We start from the raw sequence: 18,531 nt of genomic DNA, 5'->3' as shown, positions 1-18,531 counted from the left end.
ATAATATACAAGGTACTTAAATTTCTTGTTTTGGAACATTGCATGACCTCCTATCAAATCGGATGTTTCAACTAACTATATTATTATCATAAGTTGATCAATTGTTTCATTTACTGCATTTACTACTAATTCATAATGACTATTATACCTTTAATCATTGTACTCCACAAGGGTTTTATATTTATTAAAAGTCTTAACATTTAATGAATTAACTTGGCATAGATTAAATATTTATTAATAATATTCCAAAATATCATAATACTTTTATTGACATTGAAATCAATCAATAATACAATATTATTAAGAAATAATACACATAATATTATTTAGTAAACTAATAATATTAAATATGTAAACCATAAGTCATACATGGAAAAAGAAATCTCGTATTTCCCTCCCACCTCCATGTATGGCATTTTTTTGTTTTATAATTTTCTGCTAAGGAAGTGTTTTTTATGAATCTTATAAAAGCTTATGGAGATTTAATAAAAAAGTCCATGAGCAGTCCTAAGCATGCTCTAGATTTATTCAAACTTGGATTAAATTTTGAAAAGTTTAGACTCTCCATTCTCCCAGATAAATACTTACCTAAATCACTCCAGTATTTGAATAAAATTTGCATAAACTATGTTTTATACCCTTTAACTCATCCTAATTCCTTAGCTCTTGTAAATTTGTTTGCTCCATCTGAAATACTTCATGCCATGGACATATATCCTCTGTTCGTAGAAGCCTTTTCTTCATTTTTATCTGGATTTATGATTGAGGATTACTTTATTGATTATGCTTCAAATTTTGGACTTTCTGAAACACTGTGCTCCTATCACAAGGCATTTTTAGGGGCGGCACAGTCTAAACTTATTCCTAAGCCCAGATTTGCCATAGCCTCCTCTATGATTTGCGATGCAAACATAAGGACTTTTTCTCATATATCAGAATTATACAATATTCCTCTTTATATTATAGATATTCCTTATGAATATACCAAAGAAGCTGAAGAATACGTAAGCACTCAGCTTAAAGAAATGGTTGCCTTAATTGAAAATATTACTAATAAAAAACTGGATTTAGACAAACTTAAACATGTAATAAAATTAGAAAATCAATCTATAAGTTATAATAAGAAATTCTTACATAGCTTAAAGGACAAATATTTTCCCAATACTTTAACTATGGAGATGTATAAGATATTTTTATCTCATGTTGGCCTAGGGACAGAAGAAACCTTGAAATTTTATAAGATGCAATTAGATGACATACAGTCTTATCCAAAAAGTCAAGGTAAAAGATTTCTATGGGTTCACCTCCTTCCTTTTTATCATGAGACATTAAGAAACTATTTTAATATTAATGAAAACTATCAGATTCTTACCTGCGATTTAAACTTTGATTATACAGAAGAATTAGATTATGAACACCCCTTTAATGCTCTAGCAAAAAAAATGCTTCTAAATCAATATAATGGTGGATTTGAAATTAAAGCTAATAACATAGCTAACATGTGCAAAGAACTTAATGCAGATGCTGTTATAAACTTTTGCCACTGGGGCTGCAAACAATCTAGCGGAGGAACTATGCTTTTAAAAGAAATCCTTAGTCAAAATCATATTCCGTTTTTATCTTTAGATGGAGACTGTGTGGATAGAAGGAACACTGAAAACGGTCAAATTCAAACTAGATTCCAGGCCTTTTTAGAAGTTATAGAAGCTGACAGCAGAAAGGAAGTTATATAATGGTAGGATATCTTTGCAAATATACCCCTATTCATATATTGGAGAGCTTTGGAGAAAAGACTATAAGGCTTCAGCCATCTATTCATAGTTTCAATAAGTCTGATTCCTTAATGCATCCTAATATGTGCTTTTATTCAAAGTCTGCTTTGGAGTATATTTTAAATAGTGATATAACTGAATTGGTATTAGTTAATTGCTGTGATAGTATAAGAAGACTATACGATGTACTTAAAAATCAAAATAGATTTAATTTTATTCATTTAATAGACTTGCCTCATAAAGATAGATGCTGTTCTATTAATTTGTTTAAAAGTGAAATTCTAAAATTTATATCCCACTTTGAAGAATACAGCGGTAAAACCTTTAGTTCCATGAAATTAATGGAAGTCCTAGAGAATTATAACGAAAATATTGTTAAAAAAGCAGAATATAAAAACAAAAACAAAATTAACATAGCCTTGTTAGGTGCTAGAGTAACTCCTTCCCTAGCAGACTTTATATATAATTGTGGTTCTAATGTAAAATTTAATTTCACCTGCACTGGAGACAATTTTTTATATGATAATATATCTGATAAGGAAGATATATTAGATTTTTATGTTCATGCTCTTCTTAACTCTTTTCCTTGTCTTAGAATGGTAAACTTACAAAAACGCTATGAAATTTTAAATGAAAATATGGGTGAAATTGATGGCATTATATATCACACTCTAAAATTTTGTGACTTTTATTCTTATGAATATGCAAAACTGAAAAACAGAATTAATATTCCAATTTTAAAAATAGAAACTGATTATACAGAACAATGTGAGGGTCAAATGAAAACAAGAATAGAAGCTTTTATAGAAACGTTAAAATCCAAACAATCCACAGAATCTAAAAATCCTTTTTCAAGATATGTGAATAAATTATCCACTTCAAAAATCGTTATGGGTATAGACAGCGGCTCTACATCGACAAATGTGGTAATCCTTAATGAAAATAAAAAAGTATTAGGATATTCAGTAACTAGAACTGGAGCTAAAAGCTCGGTTGGAGTTGATAAAGCTATAAAACTAGCTTTGAAAAATTCTAATTTAAAACTCAAAGATATATCCTACATAGTATCCACAGGATATGGAAGAGTGTCTATTCCTTTTGCTAATGAAAGCATAACAGAAATAACCTGTCATGCCAAAGGCGCCTTTTTCTTAAACCAAGAGATTAGAAGCATAATAGATATAGGAGGACAGGACAGTAAAGCCATAAAACTTGACGATAAGGGTAATATAGTTGATTTTGCTATGAATGATAAATGCGCTGCTGGTACAGGAAGATTCTTAGAGATGATGGCTAGAACTCTTGAAATATCTATAGAAGAAATGGGACCTTTATCTTTAAACTCTAAAGAAAATCTTACTATAACAAGTATGTGTAGTGTTTTTGCTGAATCAGAAGTTATTTCTTTAATAGCTCTTAATAAGGATAAAAGTGACATAATTCATGGTCTTTGCAGCTCCATAGCAAATAGAACCATTTCACTTTTAGATAGAATAAAAAGACAAGGAGCTTATATAATGACAGGAGGAGTGGCAAAAAACATAGGAGTTGTAAAAGCTATTGAGGAAAGACTTGGTGAAAAAATATTTATACCAGATGAACCTGAAATAGTAGGAGCTTTAGGTGCTGCTCTTATTGCTTTAGAAAAACAAAAGTTGCTGGATTAATTTGATCCAGCAACAGCAGCTTCTCCGTATCTAAATTTACCAAATCTACTAAATGGAAATACTATAAACCTAGCTTTTCCCTTTATATCATCTTCAGAAATATAATGCTCCTGCCAATATCTACTATCCCATGAGTTTGCTCTATTATCTCCCATAAAAAAGTAGTGTCCTTCTGGCACTTTAAACTCTCCGCCTTTTCCACCGTTATAAACAACATAAGGCTCATCTTGCTTTTCTCCATTTACATATACATTTCTGTTTTCGTCTATCTTTATTTCATCGCCTGGAAGTCCTATCAATCTTTTTATAAGGGTTTCTCCAAGTTCTTCCGAGTAAAATACTATAATATCTCCTCTTTTTAATTTTTCTTTATTATATATTCTTGTAACAATCATTCTATCCTTTGGTTTTATGGTTGGATACATAGATTTTGTTGGTACTGAAACTTGAAAAAATAGAAATCTATTTATTAAGACTGCAAGAATAATTGCTGCTATAATTGGAACTATCCAATCCTTAAAAAAATTTTTTATTTTCATATGTAAATCTCCCCTTTTTTATCTGCTACACCAACCATTTTATCATAAATATAAAAAGTTACCAGTTAAATTTTTATGTATAAAGATATCTAAAGCCATGGTTGTAATATATAGATTTATTTTTAAATATAATCATATATAAAGCATATTCTTAAAATATGATTTTATGAGATATTCGGAATATATATTTTTTATAAAATTTATCAAAAAGTAAGTACCTTTTCATAAATTATGAATAAGCTATATTGTGAGCACAATTAGCGAGGTGAAAAATTTGGCTTATTCAGATAGAGAACTACTGGCTAGAATTATACGATGTGAAGCTGGTGGTGAAGGTGAAAATGGGATGAAAGGCGTAGCCACCGTTGTTATGAATAGAGTTAGAGTTTCTTTTGGTGAATATCGAAGAATAGGTCAAGGAAGTATTAGAAATATAATTTATCAAAAGGGGCAATTTGACTGCGTCCGCTCTGAACTTAATGGTCAGCCAAATCCTCAAACTATTTGGTCTAATCCTCCACAAGAGATACATTTTCAGATAGCAGATTGGGCAATATCTGGTCAGCGTTTATTCAATGTTGGAGCTTCATTATGGTACTTTAATCCATTCAGACCTGATTGTCCATATTATTTCCCTAGAAATAGAACAGGTTCCTTCCAAGTTAGAGTTGGAAATCACTGTTTCTATAACCCAACAGAACTTTATGCTCAAACCTAGTTATAATTTAAAATTATATATATATTAATTTATCAAGGAGGCCACTTTTATGGAAGATTGGTTAGATTTTGATTATAGGCAAATGCCTGAGGTACAAAATCCTATGTATGCTCAAATGCCAATGATGCAGTGGCAACAGCCAATAATGCCTTACCAGCAGATGCCTACACCAACAACGTCACCTCAAGCTACTACTATGCCTGGCACGACTGGTATGGCTGGTGCTCAAACACCTGTAGTAGAAGGAGGACCTGACTTTGAAATGGAACCTGGTGCTCCTGTACAGCAGAACAGAAACTATATTCAAGGATTTTTAAGAACACAACTTGGTAAAGCAATGAGGGTTGAATTTTTAATAGGAACTAATATACTTACTGACCGTGTAGGAACCTTAGTTGAAGTAGGAATAGACCACATAGCCTTGGTTCCTTTTAACTCTAATGATTTACAAATAGCAGATATCTATTCTATAAAATTTGTAGAAGTATTTGGAGGTGCTACTCAGTATCCTCAGCAAGTTACATCTCCTAGTGCTCCTAGATAAAAAACTTCAAAATACCCTCTTTGGTTAAGCTTTAACCAAAGAGGGTATTTTGTTATAATTTAAATTTACCGATTTCAGTTTCTAGTTTTTCTGATAGTTCCTGCAGCTCTACTGCATATTTAGAAAACTCTTCCATAGCGCTGTTGATTTCCTGTGATGACGCAGCTATTTCTTCTGTTGAAGATGCAGTTTCCTCTGAAATTGAAGAAATGTTCTCTATATCTTCCAATACATTAGCCTTTTTATTCTGTATCTCCTCTATGGAAATTTTGATTTCATTTACTTTATTGGTCAATACAAAAACAGAATTTATAATATCTTTAAATATCTCTTGTGTTTGAAGTACAGCTTTCTCCTGCTCCTTAACCGTATTTTCAACTTTGTTCATAGCTTCTACTGAATTTAAAGACTTATCTTTTACTTTTTCTATTATCTTCTTTATATGTTCTGTTGAATCCTTAGACTGCTCTGCTAACTTTCTGATCTCATCTGCTACTACTGCAAATCCTTTTCCACTTTCTCCTGCTCTTGCAGCTTCAATAGAAGCATTTAGAGATAACAAATTAGTCTGTTCAGTAATTTGAGATATAGTATCAGAAATTGCGTTAATCTCCATCATGCTAGCGTTTACATCTTGAACAGTTTTACTTACCTCCACAGCAGAATCTTTTGTCACTTTAGATTTCTCAGCTAAAACTTTTAATCCGTCTAATCCTTTAGAACTTAAAGACTTGGTATCTGAAGATATTTGCCCCATATGTTCTGCAGACTGTGCAATATTATCCAATTTATCAGATAAATCTCCCATATTCTTAACACTTTCCTGAGAATGTTGGGCTTGATTTATTGCTCCTGAGGATACTTCTTCTATCGCTTGAGATACTTGCTCAATAGACGCTGTAGTTTCCTCTGCCATATTAGCAAGATTAGAAGATGTATCTAATACTGTCTTTGATGAAATTCCTATATTTTTAATCAAGATTGAAATGTTCTCCATCATTGAATTAAAATCTCTTCCAAGCTGTCCAAATTCATCTTTTGATTTAATGTCTACTGTAGACGTTAAATCCCCTTGAGATGCTTTATTAAAAATAAATTTTAATTTGTTTATATTTGAGGTCATTCCCCTACTTAATACTATGGACACAACCATAGAGACTATAGCCATAATTAGTGCTACTATTGCCATCATATACTTTATACTGTTTGTGTCCTTAACTAATTCATATTCATTCATTGATCCTATTAATTTCCATCCTGTTTTTTCATTAGTTTGATATGAAGCGAATTTATCTTCTCCTTGCATTTTATATCTAGCGAATCCATTAGTATTTCCCGCTATATCATTCCAAACACTTAGTTTAGCAGCTTCATCTACACCAATGAGTTCCTTCTGTGGATGAGCAACAATTTTTCCTTTACTATCAGCTATAAATAAGTATCCTGAATCTCCTATTTTGATTTCAGATAATTGTTCTGATAGAGTTTCTAAGGATATATTCATTCCTACAACCCCAATTACCTCTCCATTTATATCCACAGTCCTTGACACGGAAACCACAATTTTTCCTGTTTGAATATCCTTAAATGGATCACTTATAACTACTTTCCTTTTTTTACCTAGGGCCAAAGTATACCAAGTTCTTGTTTTATGATTATATTTATCTCCCATATCATCTTCAGGATAAATCATAAATTTCCCAGTATCTGTTCCAAAATATACATTTATTATGTCTTTATTACTTTCTTTTGCATCCTTTATCAGCGACTCAATAGAATCCATATAATTTAAATTTAATTCTACATTTTTAAGTGCTTCATTATTTGATAACATATTTAGTTGATTAGATATACCATCAAAATAATTATCTAACCCTCTATTTATCTCTAGTAAAGTTTGCACACTGGTTGTTTCTAGCTTTTTACTTAACACAGATTTAGCCTCATAATATGAGGTAATCCCTAAAATTATTATGGGGATTAAACACATAAGCATAAAACTAACAATCAACTTAGTGCCTATAGTTCTAAAGCTCAACCTTTTTAACTTCATACTTTTCCCTCCTTATAAATAATGAATAAATACTGTTTGATAATAAAATATTATAATTAATTATCGATTCTATTGTAATATACTATAGGAAAGTACATATATTTGTCAATTATTATTGAACAAAATAATTTGATAACTCTCGATTATATACTCATCATTCAGGAAGGACTATTTCTTATTATAAATGTAATATCTTAAATAAATTATTTCACAATTTACTTCTAAATAGTATATAATAATAATTATTAACTACTATTTAAATCATAGAAAGGGAGAGTTAAAATGAAGTTTTCTTTTGATCATAATAATATCAATGTTTTAGATCTTGAAAAAAGTCTAAAGTTTTATAAAGATGCATTAGGATTTGAAGAGGTTAGAAGATATAATCATCCAAATGGAGATTTTATTTTAGTTTACTTGTCAGATGGTTCTACTAAACACCAACTTGAACTTACTTGGTTAAGGGATAGAAAAGAGCCTTATAATCTTGGAGAAAACGAATTTCACTTAGCTGTAACTGTTGATGATTTTGATGCAGCTTATGAATATCATAAAAATATGGGATGTATATGCTATGAAAACAAGGAAATGGGAATTTATTTCATATCTGATCCAGATGGATATTGGACTGAAATTCTTCCAAAAAAATAATAATTAAGGAGTTTTCTATGAATAAGGCTAAAGTTCATTACCTATATCATGATGGATTTATACTGGAAACAGCTTCCCATATATTTATATTTGATTATTTTAACGATATTAGTGATAGTAAGGAAAGAAGTCTTGATACTGGTGTGATTCCTGATGAAGTTTTTTATACACAGAAAAATATTTATGTGTTAGTATCTCATGGTCACGAAGATCACTTTAACCCATTAATATTCAATTGGCAAAATATTAATGATAAGGTAAAATATATTTTGAGCAGTGACATAGAGATTAAGGATAGTTTTCCTGAACATAAATTGATTTCAAAGGGTGATACTCTTATCCTTAATGACATAACTATAAAAGCATATGGCTCAACAGATATTGGTGTATCTTTTCTTATAAAAGCAGATAATATAAATATATTCCATGCTGGCGATTTAAATTGGTGGCATTGGTATGATGAAAGTGATGAATATAATCGTCAAATGGCTAAAGATTTTAAAGATGAAATAAACAAACTTAAAGAATATCCAATAGATATAGCTTTCTTTCCTGTAGATCCTAGATTAAAGGAATACTACTATTTAGGTGGAGAATACTTTATTAAAAATCTGCACCCAAAATTGTTTATACCAATGCATTTTGAAAATCATACTGAAATTACAAAGAACTTTAGTGAAAGAATAAAAAAATATGATACTAAAATAATTTCTATTTACAGAAGAGGACAAGAGATTTTATTCTAGTTATGTTTTAAACAAAATATCTTTATGAGATATAAACTTCACTTTTGTTTGTATGACTTATTATGAGTCTATACTAATACAACTAGGTGAAGTTTGTCTATGTTTAACAATTTGGAGGTAATAATTTTATGCTGATAAAACAATTACTTGTAGGTAACAATGTTAAATTGACTTCTTTTAAAGAAGAATATTTACCTACTTTTGAAGCTTGGTATAATGATACAGGCTTCCTCAGGCTTTATGATGTTATCCCAGCTTTCCCGCAGTGCCAGACAGATCTTCGTGAAATGCTTTTGGATATAAAGAATTCACATGATAAGTATATATTCGCTGTAAAAACTAAGGAATCCAATGAATTGATTGGAGTTACAGGCTTTGAAAATATACTATGGAATAATGGTACAGCGACTATTTATATAGGCATAGGAGATAATAACTTTAGAGGTAAAGGAATAGGAAAAGAAGCATTAGCTCTTACTTTAGAGTTTGGATTCCAAGAATTAAATCTTCATAGAATTCAGCTCACGGTATTGTCTTATAATAAACCCGCTATAGCCCTTTACGAAAAACTTGGTTTTAAAAAGGAAGGAGTTTATAGGGAATTTATTCATAGGGATGGCAAAAGACACGATATGTATCTCTATGGCATCTTACGCAGTGAATGGGATAATACTTTTATATAAAACATTTTAGATAAATTATATTTAATAACAAATTTATTTTACAAGGAGACTATTATGTTAGTATTTAAACCATTAGCTATTGAAGATAAACATGCTCTAGATAAGTACTTACAAGATTATAAGTTTACTACTTGCGAGTATTCTTTTACTACATTACTTATCTGGAGAAAGGCTTGCGACATTCAATATGCTATATATAATGATATTCTTATAATAAAAAAGAAGGATTTTAAAGGGAATTACCACTTTATGCAGCCTATCGGATACACTAAAAATAATCTTAAAGAATTAATTGAAGTATTAAGAGAATATCAAAAAGAAAATAACATGAATTATCTATTCAAAGATGTAGAAGATTCATTCCTAGAAGACTTTAAGGGCATATACGGTGATGCAGCTCGTATAGAAGAGGATATAGATAATTTTGATTATATATATTTAAAAGATAAATTAGCTACCCTATCTGGGAAAAAGCTTCATGGAAAGAAAAATCATTATAATCAATTTATAAAAAAATATAACTACAGCATAAAAGATTTTGGAGAACCTAATGTAAAAGAAGATTGTATTAAGCTTTCAAAGAAGTGGTATGCTGAAAATTATACTGGAAATGAATATTTAACCTATGAATTAAATGGAATTATAGAAGTTATAAACTACTTCGATATATTGAATTTAAAAGGAATGGCTGTTTATGTTGATGATAATATAGCTTCATTTACTGCAGGTGAAATTGTAAATGACAATATGGCAATAGTTCACTTTGAAAAAGGTCTAAAAAATATCAATGGAATATATGCCTTTACTAATAAAACCTTTGTAGAAAATTATCTTAGCGAAGTAGAATACATTAATAGAGAACAAGATTTAGGCATCGAAGGCCTTAGAAAAGCAAAAAAATCATATTATCCAGTAAAGTTAGAGAAAAAGTATTGTATAAATTTTTAACTTTAAATTTTCACTATGCTGCAATTTCCTTTGCAGTAGAAGCACTTATTGCTCAACCAGTAACAAGAATGGTTATGCTAAAAATGCATGAGATTAAAGATAAAAAAAGTATATTAGAACAATAAAAAAAGATGGAAGATATAGAATTGTATCTTCCATCTTTTTTAACCATATTATGGATTATTTAACTCCCATCCATCCAGAGATTACCATCATTTGAACTTCTGATGTTCCTTCATAGATTTCTGTTATTTTTGCATCACGCATCATTCTTTCAATTGGATAATCACTTGAATATCCGTATCCACCGAATAATTGTAAGCAACGTCTTGTTACATCACTAGCATTTGTAGCAGCATATAATTTTGCCATAGCAGCTAAGTGAGTATATCTTTCACCAGCATCCTTTGCACATGCAGCTTGATATACTAAAAGTTTTGCAGCTTCTGTATTTGCACGCATTTTAGCAAGTTCAAATTGTGTATTTTGGAATTTTGAAATAGTACGTCCAAATTGAACACGTTCATTAACGTATTTTATAGTTTCTTCTATTGCACCTTCTGCAATACCAAGAGCTTGTGCAGCAATACCAATACGTCCTCCGTCAAGAGTTGCCATTGCAATCTTAAATCCTTGACCTTCTTCTCCTAAAAGATTTTCCTTTGGAACTATGCAGTTATCAAAGAATAATTCACATGTAGAAGATGCTCTGATTCCCATCTTTATTTCGTGAGTTCCAACAGAGAAACCTGGGAAATCTTTTTCAACTATAAATGCTGAAATTCCTTTTGTTCCCTTGCTCTTATCTGTCATAGCAAATACGATATATATATCTGCATATCCTGCATTAGTTATAAATATCTTGCTTCCGTTTAATACATAATGATCTCCTTCAAGTACAGCTGTTGTCTTTTGCATAGAAGCATCAGTTCCAGCAGAAGGTTCTGTTAATCCAAATGCACCTAATTTTTCACCTGAAGCAAGTGGTTTTAAATATTTTTCTTTTTGTTCTTCTGTACCAAATGCGTAAATAGGCCATGAACCAAGGCTTGTATGTGCTGAAACTATAACACCTGTTGTTGCACAGCATTTAGATAATTCTTCTACACATTGTATATAGCTTAATGTGTCCATTCCAGCTCCGCCATATTCTTCAGGGAATGGTATTCCAAGTAATCCCATTTCAGCCATTTTTGCTACATTTTCTTCTGGGAAACGCATAGTTTCATCAATTTCTTTTGCAATTGGTTTTACTTCATTTTCTGCGAAATCGCGATACATTTCTTGTAATTGTTGGTGATTTTCATCTTGCTTAAAATTCATATAATCTTCCTACCTTTCTATATATGTGTATTTATTATATTTATTTGTATATAAATTATATTTTCTATTATTTAATGCCATCTAATGTACAGCATACTTTACCTGGATTCATAATTTCATTTGGATCAAATACTTTCTTGATACCTCTCATTAAATCCATGTTTATTTCTCCAACACTATCAGCTAAGTATTTTACCTTTCCACTACCAATTCCATGTTCTCCTGAAACAAGTCCACCGCAATTTGTTGCTTCTTTGTAAATAACATCAAAGAATTTATCAACTCTTGACTTAAATTCTTCTTCTTCTAAATCATTGCTGCATTGATATATGTGAAGATTTCCATCTCCTGCATGCCCAAAGCTCTTAATATCAAGTCCAAATTCTTCACCAGCTTTATTTACAAATTCAACATATGAAGCAATTTTATTTACTGGGACTACTACGTCACATTCATCTAATAATTTTGTTTCAGCCATAATAGCTTCTAAGAAACTAGAACGTGCAGCCCATGCATCTTTCATTTTTGCAGGTGTATCAGCTACAAGAACGTCAATTGCTCCTGCCTCTAATACTAGCTCACTTGCTTGCTCAATAAGATTATTTAATTCATCCTCATTGCTTGCATCTAAAGTAACAAGTAAATAAGCATTTGCAGTTACTCCATCAACTACTTGTGGGAATACGCTCTTTCCAATGTATCTTTCACTAGATAAAACAATTTCTCTTTCCATAAATTCAAGTGCTTGTGGATTCAAGTTTGCCATTTTTAATTTAGGAACAGTAGAAATACAATCATGTAAATTTTCAAAAGGAATAATTAAACTTGCAACTACCTTTGGTGCTGGCATAACTTTTAAAGTAAGTTCTGTAATAATTCCAAGAGTACCTTCTGAACCAATCATTAAATTTAAAAGGCTGTAACCTGAACTTGTCTTTGATACTGTAGCTCCGAATGTAGTAATTTCTCCTGTTGGAAGAACAACTTTCATTGCACGTACATAGTCACGTGTTGCTCCATATTTAACAGCTCTCATTCCACCAGCATTTGTTGAAACATTTCCACCTAGGCAAGCAAACTTTTCACCAGGGTCTGGAGCATATAGTAATCCTTGTTTTAAACAGTCTTCTGCAAGATCATTTAATAAAACACCTGCTTGAACATGAACAACAAAGTTTTCTAAGTCATAAGAAAGTATTTTGTTCATCTTTGTAATATCAATTAGAACTCCTCCTAAAAGAGGAACTGCTCCTCCTACAAGCCCTGTTCCTGCTCCTCTTGGAGTTACTGGTATTTTATTCTCATTACATATCTTTACTACTGCAGCAACTTCTTCTGTTGAATGTGCCATTAACACAACTTGTGGAGCTCTCTTTCCATAGATAGGCATTTCATCATGAGAATAATCTTCATTGATTTCATCACCTGTTAAAATATGTCCTGGAGCTGCCTCTTTTAATTTTTCAATTATTTCTGGTGTTAATTCATTGTACTTAGCCATACTATCCATTCCTTTCTATTTTTATTTTATAAATAATGTACCTAAATAGCACACGATTCCAGATACAATTACATAAGTTATAAAGTATTTAAACATTTTTCCTAGTATCTTACTTTCTGAACCTGACTGATTAATTGCACTAGCACCTATGGCAATACCTTGAGGACAAATCATCTTTCCAATACCTCCTCCAAGGACATTTGCTGCCGCCATCCATGCTGGAGAGAATCCAAGACTTTTCGCTGTTTCTACCTGTAATCCCCCAAATAACACACAAGTTGATGTACCTGAACCTGTAACAAATCCTCCGATAGCACCAATTAATGGAGAAATTATCGGATATGCTCCTCCTGCAACTACAACTAAAAAGCTTGCCATATCTGAAATCATACCGCTATAACCCATTATTTTTGCTGTAGCCATAACCGAACAAATTGTAACAATTGTTTTCCAGTTTGCTTTTAATGTAGAACCTAATACCTCTAACATAGTTGATATTTTTGCGCCTTGTATAAGGCCTCCAATAAATGCAGCAATAAGAATGATAACACCTGGTGTATTAATCCAACTAAATGTCAACTTTCCAGGATTTTCACCAGCATATACACTTACAACACTTTTGTATCCTGAAATCAAACCATTGATTGGTGGACATAAACTTGATGTAACCATTAACATTATAAATATTAAGATAAATGTACACCATGCCTGTATCCCTTTGCCAAATGTTAAAGCTGGTCCTTCTTCCTTACTCTGAGCTTCAATACAATACTCTTCTTCAGCATTTTTATTAAGGACTTTTGCTGCAATAACCGTAAATGCCATACAACAAATAGAACCTACTATATTTGGCAATTCAGCTCCAACTACTGTTGCTGTAATATACCAAGGTAATACAAATGATAATGCAGAAATTAATGTAATAATAAATGATCCCCTTAATGCCTTTATTCCACCGCCTACAATACATACCATAATAAATGGACTGATAAAAGTAAGAATTGCTTCAATAATTGCCGTATTTGCCGCTAATGTATTTGATGGAACCCCAGTTACTGATGAAAGTGTTACTAAAGGTATTCCAACTGATCCAAACGCAGTTGGCGTACTATTAACAACTAAACAAGCTGTAACTGCTGCAAATGGATTTAATCCAATACCAGCTAGCATAGATGCTGGGATAGCAACTGCTGTACCAAACCCAGCCATACCTTCCATGAAATTACCGAATCCCCATCCAATAATTAATGCTAAAACTCTTTTATCAGTAGAAACTCCAGCCAACATCTTCTTTATGGAGTCCATTGCACCCGTACGTAAAGTTAAATTATAAGCAAACAAAGCTGCAATAATAACTAAGCAAATTGGCCACAAGGCATTGAGTATACCCTCTAACGCAGCTGTCGCAGCATAGCCTGGATTCAACTTCCAAAAAGCAATGGCTAAGATGAATGTAATAATAAGCGTAATACTACAAGCTTTGTAGCCTTGCATTTTTATTTTGCTCAATCCTATTATCAGCCAAATAATTGGTAATATAGCTATTAAAAACCTTAAAAACAACATTTTCATATCCCCTTATTATTTTTTATATCCCATAATTTAACTGAATCTTTATAATTTACAAATAAATTCTTACTATTTACAAATAAATTTTTACTCTGATTTTATTTTCTTCATTTCTTCAATCATAGCCGGAAGAATATCAAGTGCGTTTCCAACAATACCTACATCAGCAATTTCAAAAATTGGAGCTTCCTCATCTTTATTAATAGCAACGATATAATTAGAACCTAATATTCCAGATGTATGTTGTGTTGCTCCTGAAATACCACATGCAATATAAAGTTTTGGAGCTACAATCTTTCCTGATTGTCCAACTTGATGTGCACGAGAAATCCAACCACTTTCAATTGCTGGTCTTGTTGCACCTACTACACCGCCAAGTACATTTGCTAATTCTTCAACAAGTTTGAAGTTTTCTGCGCTTCCCATTCCACGTCCACCAGCAACAATAACTTGTGCTTCTTCTAAATTAACAGATTCAGAAATTTCTTTTACTGTGTCAACAATTTTTGCCTTAATAGCATCAGCAGAAACTTCTACTTTTTTCTCTGTAACACCTGCATTTGAAGCAGCTTCAGGCTTTGAAAAGCTTCCACTTCTAACTGTTACTATAGCAGTACCTTCTACTTCAATATTTTCTAAAATTGTACCGCCATAAGCTGGTCTAGTATATATAACTTTATCCCCATCTTTGCTTAATCCTGTTACGTCACTTACACATCCTAAATCTAAACGTCCAGCAACACGTGGTGCAACGTCCTTAGATAATGGTGTATTTGCAAGTAAAACGATATCAGGATTTTCTTCCTTAACAACTTGTGATAATACCTCTGTCAAATTATCACAATCTGTAGCATTATCTGCGAAAATAACTGGAACTCCTAAAGCAGCTACTGTATCCGCTGCAGCTCTATTACCTACTACAAGAGCTGTTCCTTCTGCATCTAATGCTTTTGCTGTGCTAATCAATTCAAGGCTTCCGCCTAACGCTTTTTCTCCATCTGTTTCAATAAATAATAGTGCTTTCATACCTTCATTTTCCTCCTTAATTAGATTGCCTTATCTTTTTTCATTTGCTCCATAGCAGCACTTACTGCTAATGCAACATCTTTCTCTTGAATTTTGATACCAGCCTCTCTCTTAGGAGGTTCAACATATTCAATGCAACGTACTTTTGCTTGTTTTACATCTCCAATTTCTGCTGCAGAATAGGTTGGAATAACTGCTTTACGACTTGCCATCTTACTCTTAATAGTTGGATAACGTGGATCATAATCTGGCTTACTTACTGTTACTACGGCTGGAGATCCTACAGAAACTACATTGTATCCTTCATCAGTTTCTTGATGAACTTCTAAGCCACCATCTTTTGGATTGATTGCAATTGCACTGCTAACAAATCCTAATCCTAACTTTTCAGCAAGCATTGCTCCCACTTGTCCAGTAATTTCATCTGTAGATTCTTTTCCACAAAGAATTAAATCAAATTTTTCCCCTTTTTCTTCTTCAATTTTGTGAATAGCATCTGCTAAAGCATGAGCTGCTCCTAGAGCATCTAAATCTGCATATGCATCATCTTTTACGAAAAATGCTTCTTTAGCTCCTACAGCAATACAATTTTTTAATGTGTTTGTAGCATCTTCTGCTCCAACAGTTAATACACTAACTTTTCCTCCATTAGCTTCCATGAAGCGTACTGCTAACTCTAATGCATATGTGTCAAATGCATTAGCTACCATACTAACTCCTTTTAGATTGGGTTTTTTTGTACTATTGTCCAAATGAATTTCAATAGAATCATCTGGAACCTGCTTTACACATAACAGAATATTCATGTCTTATCTCTCTCCTTTACTTATAATGCGTAACTTATAATGATATTTAAGATGTTTTTAATAATTTATATAATAAATTTATATAATATTATTTAACTATTTATCTAACTATAACTGAAACCCCATCAGGAATTACTACTACTTTAGCATCTTTTCCTTTAATCTCATAAGCTTTTTGAAGTGCTTCTTCAAAAGTAAATGCATGTTGCATATGCATACTCTTTATCATGTTTGGATCGCACATATCTGTAACCATTATTACTGTATATTTATCTAACATTCTTGCAAGTATCTGGAACTCCCATTGATCTGGAACAGTTTCATTTCTAGGAACTTTAGCTATTCTATCTAGAAGTTCTCTTGGAGATTTAGCTTGTGCTAAATTATCATAGAATGATTGTCCACCATGTCCATCATTGCAAGCTGCAACCATTATGATAACTCCGCCATCCTTACAAGTAGCCTCTGCTGCTGTCATTCCTTTTACTGATTGATAAATATTTTGATCAAGTGGATATCCGCCATTTGTTGAAATTGCTATATCTGCTGGAATCTTATCAACTTTTGAAAGTTCTGTTACAAATTCGCATCCTTTTTCATGAGCTTTTTCTCTATGTCCTGCAAAAGCTTTTATTACTTTCTTTTCGCTGTCTATAACAACATTTAATATGAAAGCAAGCTTAGCCTTTTCAGCTGCATAAAGCATATCTCTGTGTATAGGATTGCCTTCAAGTATTCCAGTTCTTGCATAAGGACTTGCGATGAATTCGCTGCAGTGGTTAGCCATAACTGTTTTTGCTGATGCTATACCTGGAAGTATACTCTTTCTTCCGCCAGAGAAACCAGCAAAGAAGTGAGCTTCTATAAATCCTTCTGCAATCAATAACTCTGTTTCAACAGCTAGTTTGTTTATTATTAGTTCTCCACCTGATGGAAGTGTTCCAACCTTAACTAAAGTGTTGTCATCGAAAGCATTGTGAACTACAATCTTTTCATTTTTAACTATTTCTTCACCAAACTTGTTTACAAGTTCATCATGAGTAGTTGGTCTATGGAATCCTGTAGCAATAAGTATAGTTATATCTATGTTAGGATTTGATTCTCTTATTCTTCTAAGTAATATTGGCATTGTGATCTTACTTGGCACTGGTCTAGTATGATCACTAGTTATAATAACCATATTTTTCTTACCCTTAACTAAGTCTTCAAGTTTTTCACTGCCTATTGGATTGTCTAAAGCCATCTCTACAAGTTCTTCTTGAGATGCAGTTGCTTTATATTCTGCTGCTTTTGATTCTAATACCCCAAGTAAATTCTTATCGTCTATCTCAATGTCAAGCATTTGTTTATGGTATGGTATTTTTATTTTTGCCATATAAATCCCCCCATATTATAAATTTTATATTTAATTAATTGCTCACTATTATGAATCTCAGATTCGGAAGCCAACCATTAGTCTCATACAATATAAAGTAAATTTCTAAATAATTACACAACCAAGCACTAAAATTTCCCTTATATATGGTGATTAATATCATTTTTCCCTTAATTAAGACTATGCTTTTCTATGTAGTGAGGAGTTGTAAATAAAAACGATAATATAATTACTATTAATAATGTGATTTTATGTGTTATCAATGTGATTATTATGCGCTATATATTAGCATTTTATTAACAAAGGATATTGTTAATCACACTGTAGGAATCAATGCAACAAATAATAAAGCATGCGATATTTTTATTTCAAATAATTTAAGATATACGAGTGGTATGACCTCTATCGTCTGATTTAATAATATCATAATCGTTTTCATATTTCTATAATAGTTATTTTTTTAACATTCAAATTTTGAATAGATTAGTATTTCTTTTATATAGCATGCAGGTTTTACTGTATATTTCTTATTGAAAATTTTCTTTATTTTCAGATATCACCTTATTTTTCTTGGACATTGTTATATTTTTAACATTCAAAAGCATATTTT

17 protein-coding genes are annotated in these 18,531 nt (G+C 31.6%); 9 read left to right on the top strand and 8 right to left on the bottom strand.

What is annotated here, in order from left to right; translation table 11 throughout:
• The first annotated feature begins 455 nt into the window (after positions 1–455).
• Complete coding sequence (locus tag ACFWTK_RS12810) at positions 456–1,733, top strand: 2-hydroxyacyl-CoA dehydratase subunit D (RefSeq protein WP_415876352.1); 1,278 nt, start codon at positions 456–458, stop codon at positions 1,731–1,733.
• Positions 1,733–3,439: an acyl-CoA dehydratase activase gene (locus tag ACFWTK_RS12805; RefSeq protein WP_415876351.1), complete on the top strand. Its 1,707-nt coding sequence runs from the start codon at positions 1,733–1,735 to the stop codon at positions 3,437–3,439. The genes ACFWTK_RS12810 and ACFWTK_RS12805 overlap by 1 nt, the downstream gene beginning before the upstream one ends.
• Here ACFWTK_RS12805 and lepB read toward each other — a convergent pair.
• Positions 3,436–3,978: a signal peptidase I gene (gene lepB / locus ACFWTK_RS12800; protein ID WP_415876350.1), complete on the bottom strand. Its 543-nt coding sequence runs from the start codon at positions 3,976–3,978 to the stop codon at positions 3,436–3,438. The two genes, ACFWTK_RS12805 and lepB, sit on opposite strands and share 4 nt — an antisense overlap.
• Before the next feature lie 274 nt (positions 3,979–4,252).
• Between lepB and ACFWTK_RS12795 the strand changes: the two genes are divergently transcribed.
• On the top strand, positions 4,253–4,696 hold the full coding sequence (locus ACFWTK_RS12795; protein ID WP_415876349.1) for a cell wall hydrolase: 444 nt from the start codon (positions 4,253–4,255) through the stop codon (positions 4,694–4,696).
• Positions 4,697–4,745: 49 nt separating this feature from the next.
• Positions 4,746–5,240: a hypothetical protein gene (locus tag ACFWTK_RS12790; protein WP_415876348.1), complete on the top strand. Its 495-nt coding sequence runs from the start codon at positions 4,746–4,748 to the stop codon at positions 5,238–5,240.
• 52 nt (positions 5,241–5,292) lie between these two features.
• On the opposite strand, the gene ACFWTK_RS12785 is transcribed toward ACFWTK_RS12790, so the two are convergent.
• Entirely contained in the window at positions 5,293–7,293 is a 2,001-nt protein-coding gene (locus tag ACFWTK_RS12785) for a methyl-accepting chemotaxis protein (protein WP_415876347.1), read from the bottom strand.
• A gap of 282 nt (positions 7,294–7,575) precedes the next feature.
• On the opposite strand from ACFWTK_RS12785, the gene ACFWTK_RS12780 reads away from it, so the two are divergent.
• From ACFWTK_RS12780 to ACFWTK_RS12760, 5 genes are all read left to right on the top strand, one after another.
• The gene (locus ACFWTK_RS12780; protein WP_415876346.1) at positions 7,576–7,944 is read left to right on the top strand and encodes a VOC family protein; all 369 of its coding nucleotides are present in this window, start codon (positions 7,576–7,578) and stop codon (positions 7,942–7,944) included.
• Between the two features lie 17 nt (positions 7,945–7,961).
• On the top strand, positions 7,962–8,690 hold the full coding sequence (locus tag ACFWTK_RS12775) for an MBL fold metallo-hydrolase (RefSeq protein ID WP_415876345.1): 729 nt from the start codon (positions 7,962–7,964) through the stop codon (positions 8,688–8,690).
• Between the two features lie 128 nt (positions 8,691–8,818).
• Positions 8,819–9,373 (top strand): GNAT family N-acetyltransferase, encoded by a 555-nt coding sequence (locus ACFWTK_RS12770; protein WP_415876344.1) that lies wholly within the window; start codon positions 8,819–8,821, stop codon positions 9,371–9,373.
• Between the two features lie 54 nt (positions 9,374–9,427).
• Entirely contained in the window at positions 9,428–10,321 is an 894-nt protein-coding gene (locus tag ACFWTK_RS12765) for a DUF2156 domain-containing protein (protein ID WP_415876343.1), read from the top strand.
• On the top strand, positions 10,306–10,446 hold the full coding sequence (locus ACFWTK_RS12760) for a hypothetical protein (RefSeq protein WP_156473375.1): 141 nt from the start codon (positions 10,306–10,308) through the stop codon (positions 10,444–10,446). Before ACFWTK_RS12765 ends, ACFWTK_RS12760 begins: the two co-directional genes overlap by 16 nt.
• 55 nt (positions 10,447–10,501) lie before the next feature.
• Here the strand turns inward: ACFWTK_RS12760 and ACFWTK_RS12755 are convergent, their stop codons facing one another.
• The 6 genes from ACFWTK_RS12755 to larA form a co-directional block, all read right to left on the bottom strand.
• The gene (locus tag ACFWTK_RS12755) at positions 10,502–11,644 is read right to left on the bottom strand and encodes an acyl-CoA dehydrogenase (RefSeq protein ID WP_415876342.1); all 1,143 of its coding nucleotides are present in this window, start codon (positions 11,642–11,644) and stop codon (positions 10,502–10,504) included.
• A gap of 67 nt (positions 11,645–11,711) precedes the next feature.
• Entirely contained in the window at positions 11,712–13,145 is a 1,434-nt protein-coding gene (locus ACFWTK_RS12750; protein WP_415876341.1) for an FAD-binding oxidoreductase, read from the bottom strand.
• 21 nt (positions 13,146–13,166) lie between these two features.
• Complete coding sequence (locus ACFWTK_RS12745) at positions 13,167–14,711, bottom strand: L-lactate permease (RefSeq protein ID WP_415876340.1); 1,545 nt, start codon at positions 14,709–14,711, stop codon at positions 13,167–13,169.
• A 90-nt stretch (positions 14,712–14,801) separates the two neighbouring features.
• Positions 14,802–15,740: an electron transfer flavoprotein subunit alpha/FixB family protein gene (locus ACFWTK_RS12740; protein WP_415876339.1), complete on the bottom strand. Its 939-nt coding sequence runs from the start codon at positions 15,738–15,740 to the stop codon at positions 14,802–14,804.
• Positions 15,741–15,760: 20 nt separating this feature from the next.
• Positions 15,761–16,546 carry an electron transfer flavoprotein subunit beta/FixA family protein gene (locus ACFWTK_RS12735; protein WP_415876338.1) on the bottom strand — a complete coding sequence of 262 codons (786 nt, stop codon included), beginning with the start codon at positions 16,544–16,546 and terminating at the stop codon, positions 15,761–15,763.
• Between the two features lie 100 nt (positions 16,547–16,646).
• Entirely contained in the window at positions 16,647–17,921 is a 1,275-nt protein-coding gene (larA, locus tag ACFWTK_RS12730) for a nickel-dependent lactate racemase (protein ID WP_415876337.1), read from the bottom strand.
• Positions 17,922–18,531 lie beyond the last annotated feature (610 nt).

The organism is Clostridium sp. (assembly GCF_047777555.1).
Taxonomy (GTDB): domain Bacteria; phylum Bacillota; class Clostridia; order Clostridiales; family Clostridiaceae; genus Clostridium_H.
This window is presented reverse-complemented; position numbering and strand designations above follow the sequence as displayed.

Bases quoted from the DNA above. Each gene is read 5' to 3' on its own strand.
- ACFWTK_RS12810 (WP_415876352.1), top strand. From the start codon at position 456: ATGAATCTTATAAAAGCTTATGGAGATTTAATAAAAAAGTCCATGAGC.
- ACFWTK_RS12740 (WP_415876339.1), bottom strand. From the start codon at position 15,740: ATGAAAGCACTATTATTTATTGAAACAGATGGAGAAAAAGCGTTAGGC.
- lepB (WP_415876350.1), bottom strand. From the start codon at position 3,978: ATGAAAATAAAAAATTTTTTTAAGGATTGGATAGTTCCAATTATAGCA.
- ACFWTK_RS12755 (WP_415876342.1), bottom strand. From the start codon at position 11,644: ATGAATTTTAAGCAAGATGAAAATCACCAACAATTACAAGAAATGTAT.
- larA (WP_415876337.1), bottom strand. From the start codon at position 17,921: ATGGCAAAAATAAAAATACCATACCATAAACAAATGCTTGACATTGAG.
- ACFWTK_RS12735 (WP_415876338.1), bottom strand. From the start codon at position 16,546: ATGAATATTCTGTTATGTGTAAAGCAGGTTCCAGATGATTCTATTGAA.
- ACFWTK_RS12775 (WP_415876345.1), top strand. From the start codon at position 7,962: ATGAATAAGGCTAAAGTTCATTACCTATATCATGATGGATTTATACTG.
- ACFWTK_RS12765 (WP_415876343.1), top strand. From the start codon at position 9,428: ATGTTAGTATTTAAACCATTAGCTATTGAAGATAAACATGCTCTAGAT.
- ACFWTK_RS12745 (WP_415876340.1), bottom strand. From the start codon at position 14,711: ATGTTGTTTTTAAGGTTTTTAATAGCTATATTACCAATTATTTGGCTG.
- ACFWTK_RS12790 (WP_415876348.1), top strand. From the start codon at position 4,746: ATGGAAGATTGGTTAGATTTTGATTATAGGCAAATGCCTGAGGTACAA.
- ACFWTK_RS12805 (WP_415876351.1), top strand. From the start codon at position 1,733: ATGGTAGGATATCTTTGCAAATATACCCCTATTCATATATTGGAGAGC.
- ACFWTK_RS12750 (WP_415876341.1), bottom strand. From the start codon at position 13,145: ATGGCTAAGTACAATGAATTAACACCAGAAATAATTGAAAAATTAAAA.
- ACFWTK_RS12780 (WP_415876346.1), top strand. From the start codon at position 7,576: ATGAAGTTTTCTTTTGATCATAATAATATCAATGTTTTAGATCTTGAA.
- ACFWTK_RS12770 (WP_415876344.1), top strand. From the start codon at position 8,819: ATGCTGATAAAACAATTACTTGTAGGTAACAATGTTAAATTGACTTCT.
- ACFWTK_RS12785 (WP_415876347.1), bottom strand. From the start codon at position 7,293: ATGAAGTTAAAAAGGTTGAGCTTTAGAACTATAGGCACTAAGTTGATT.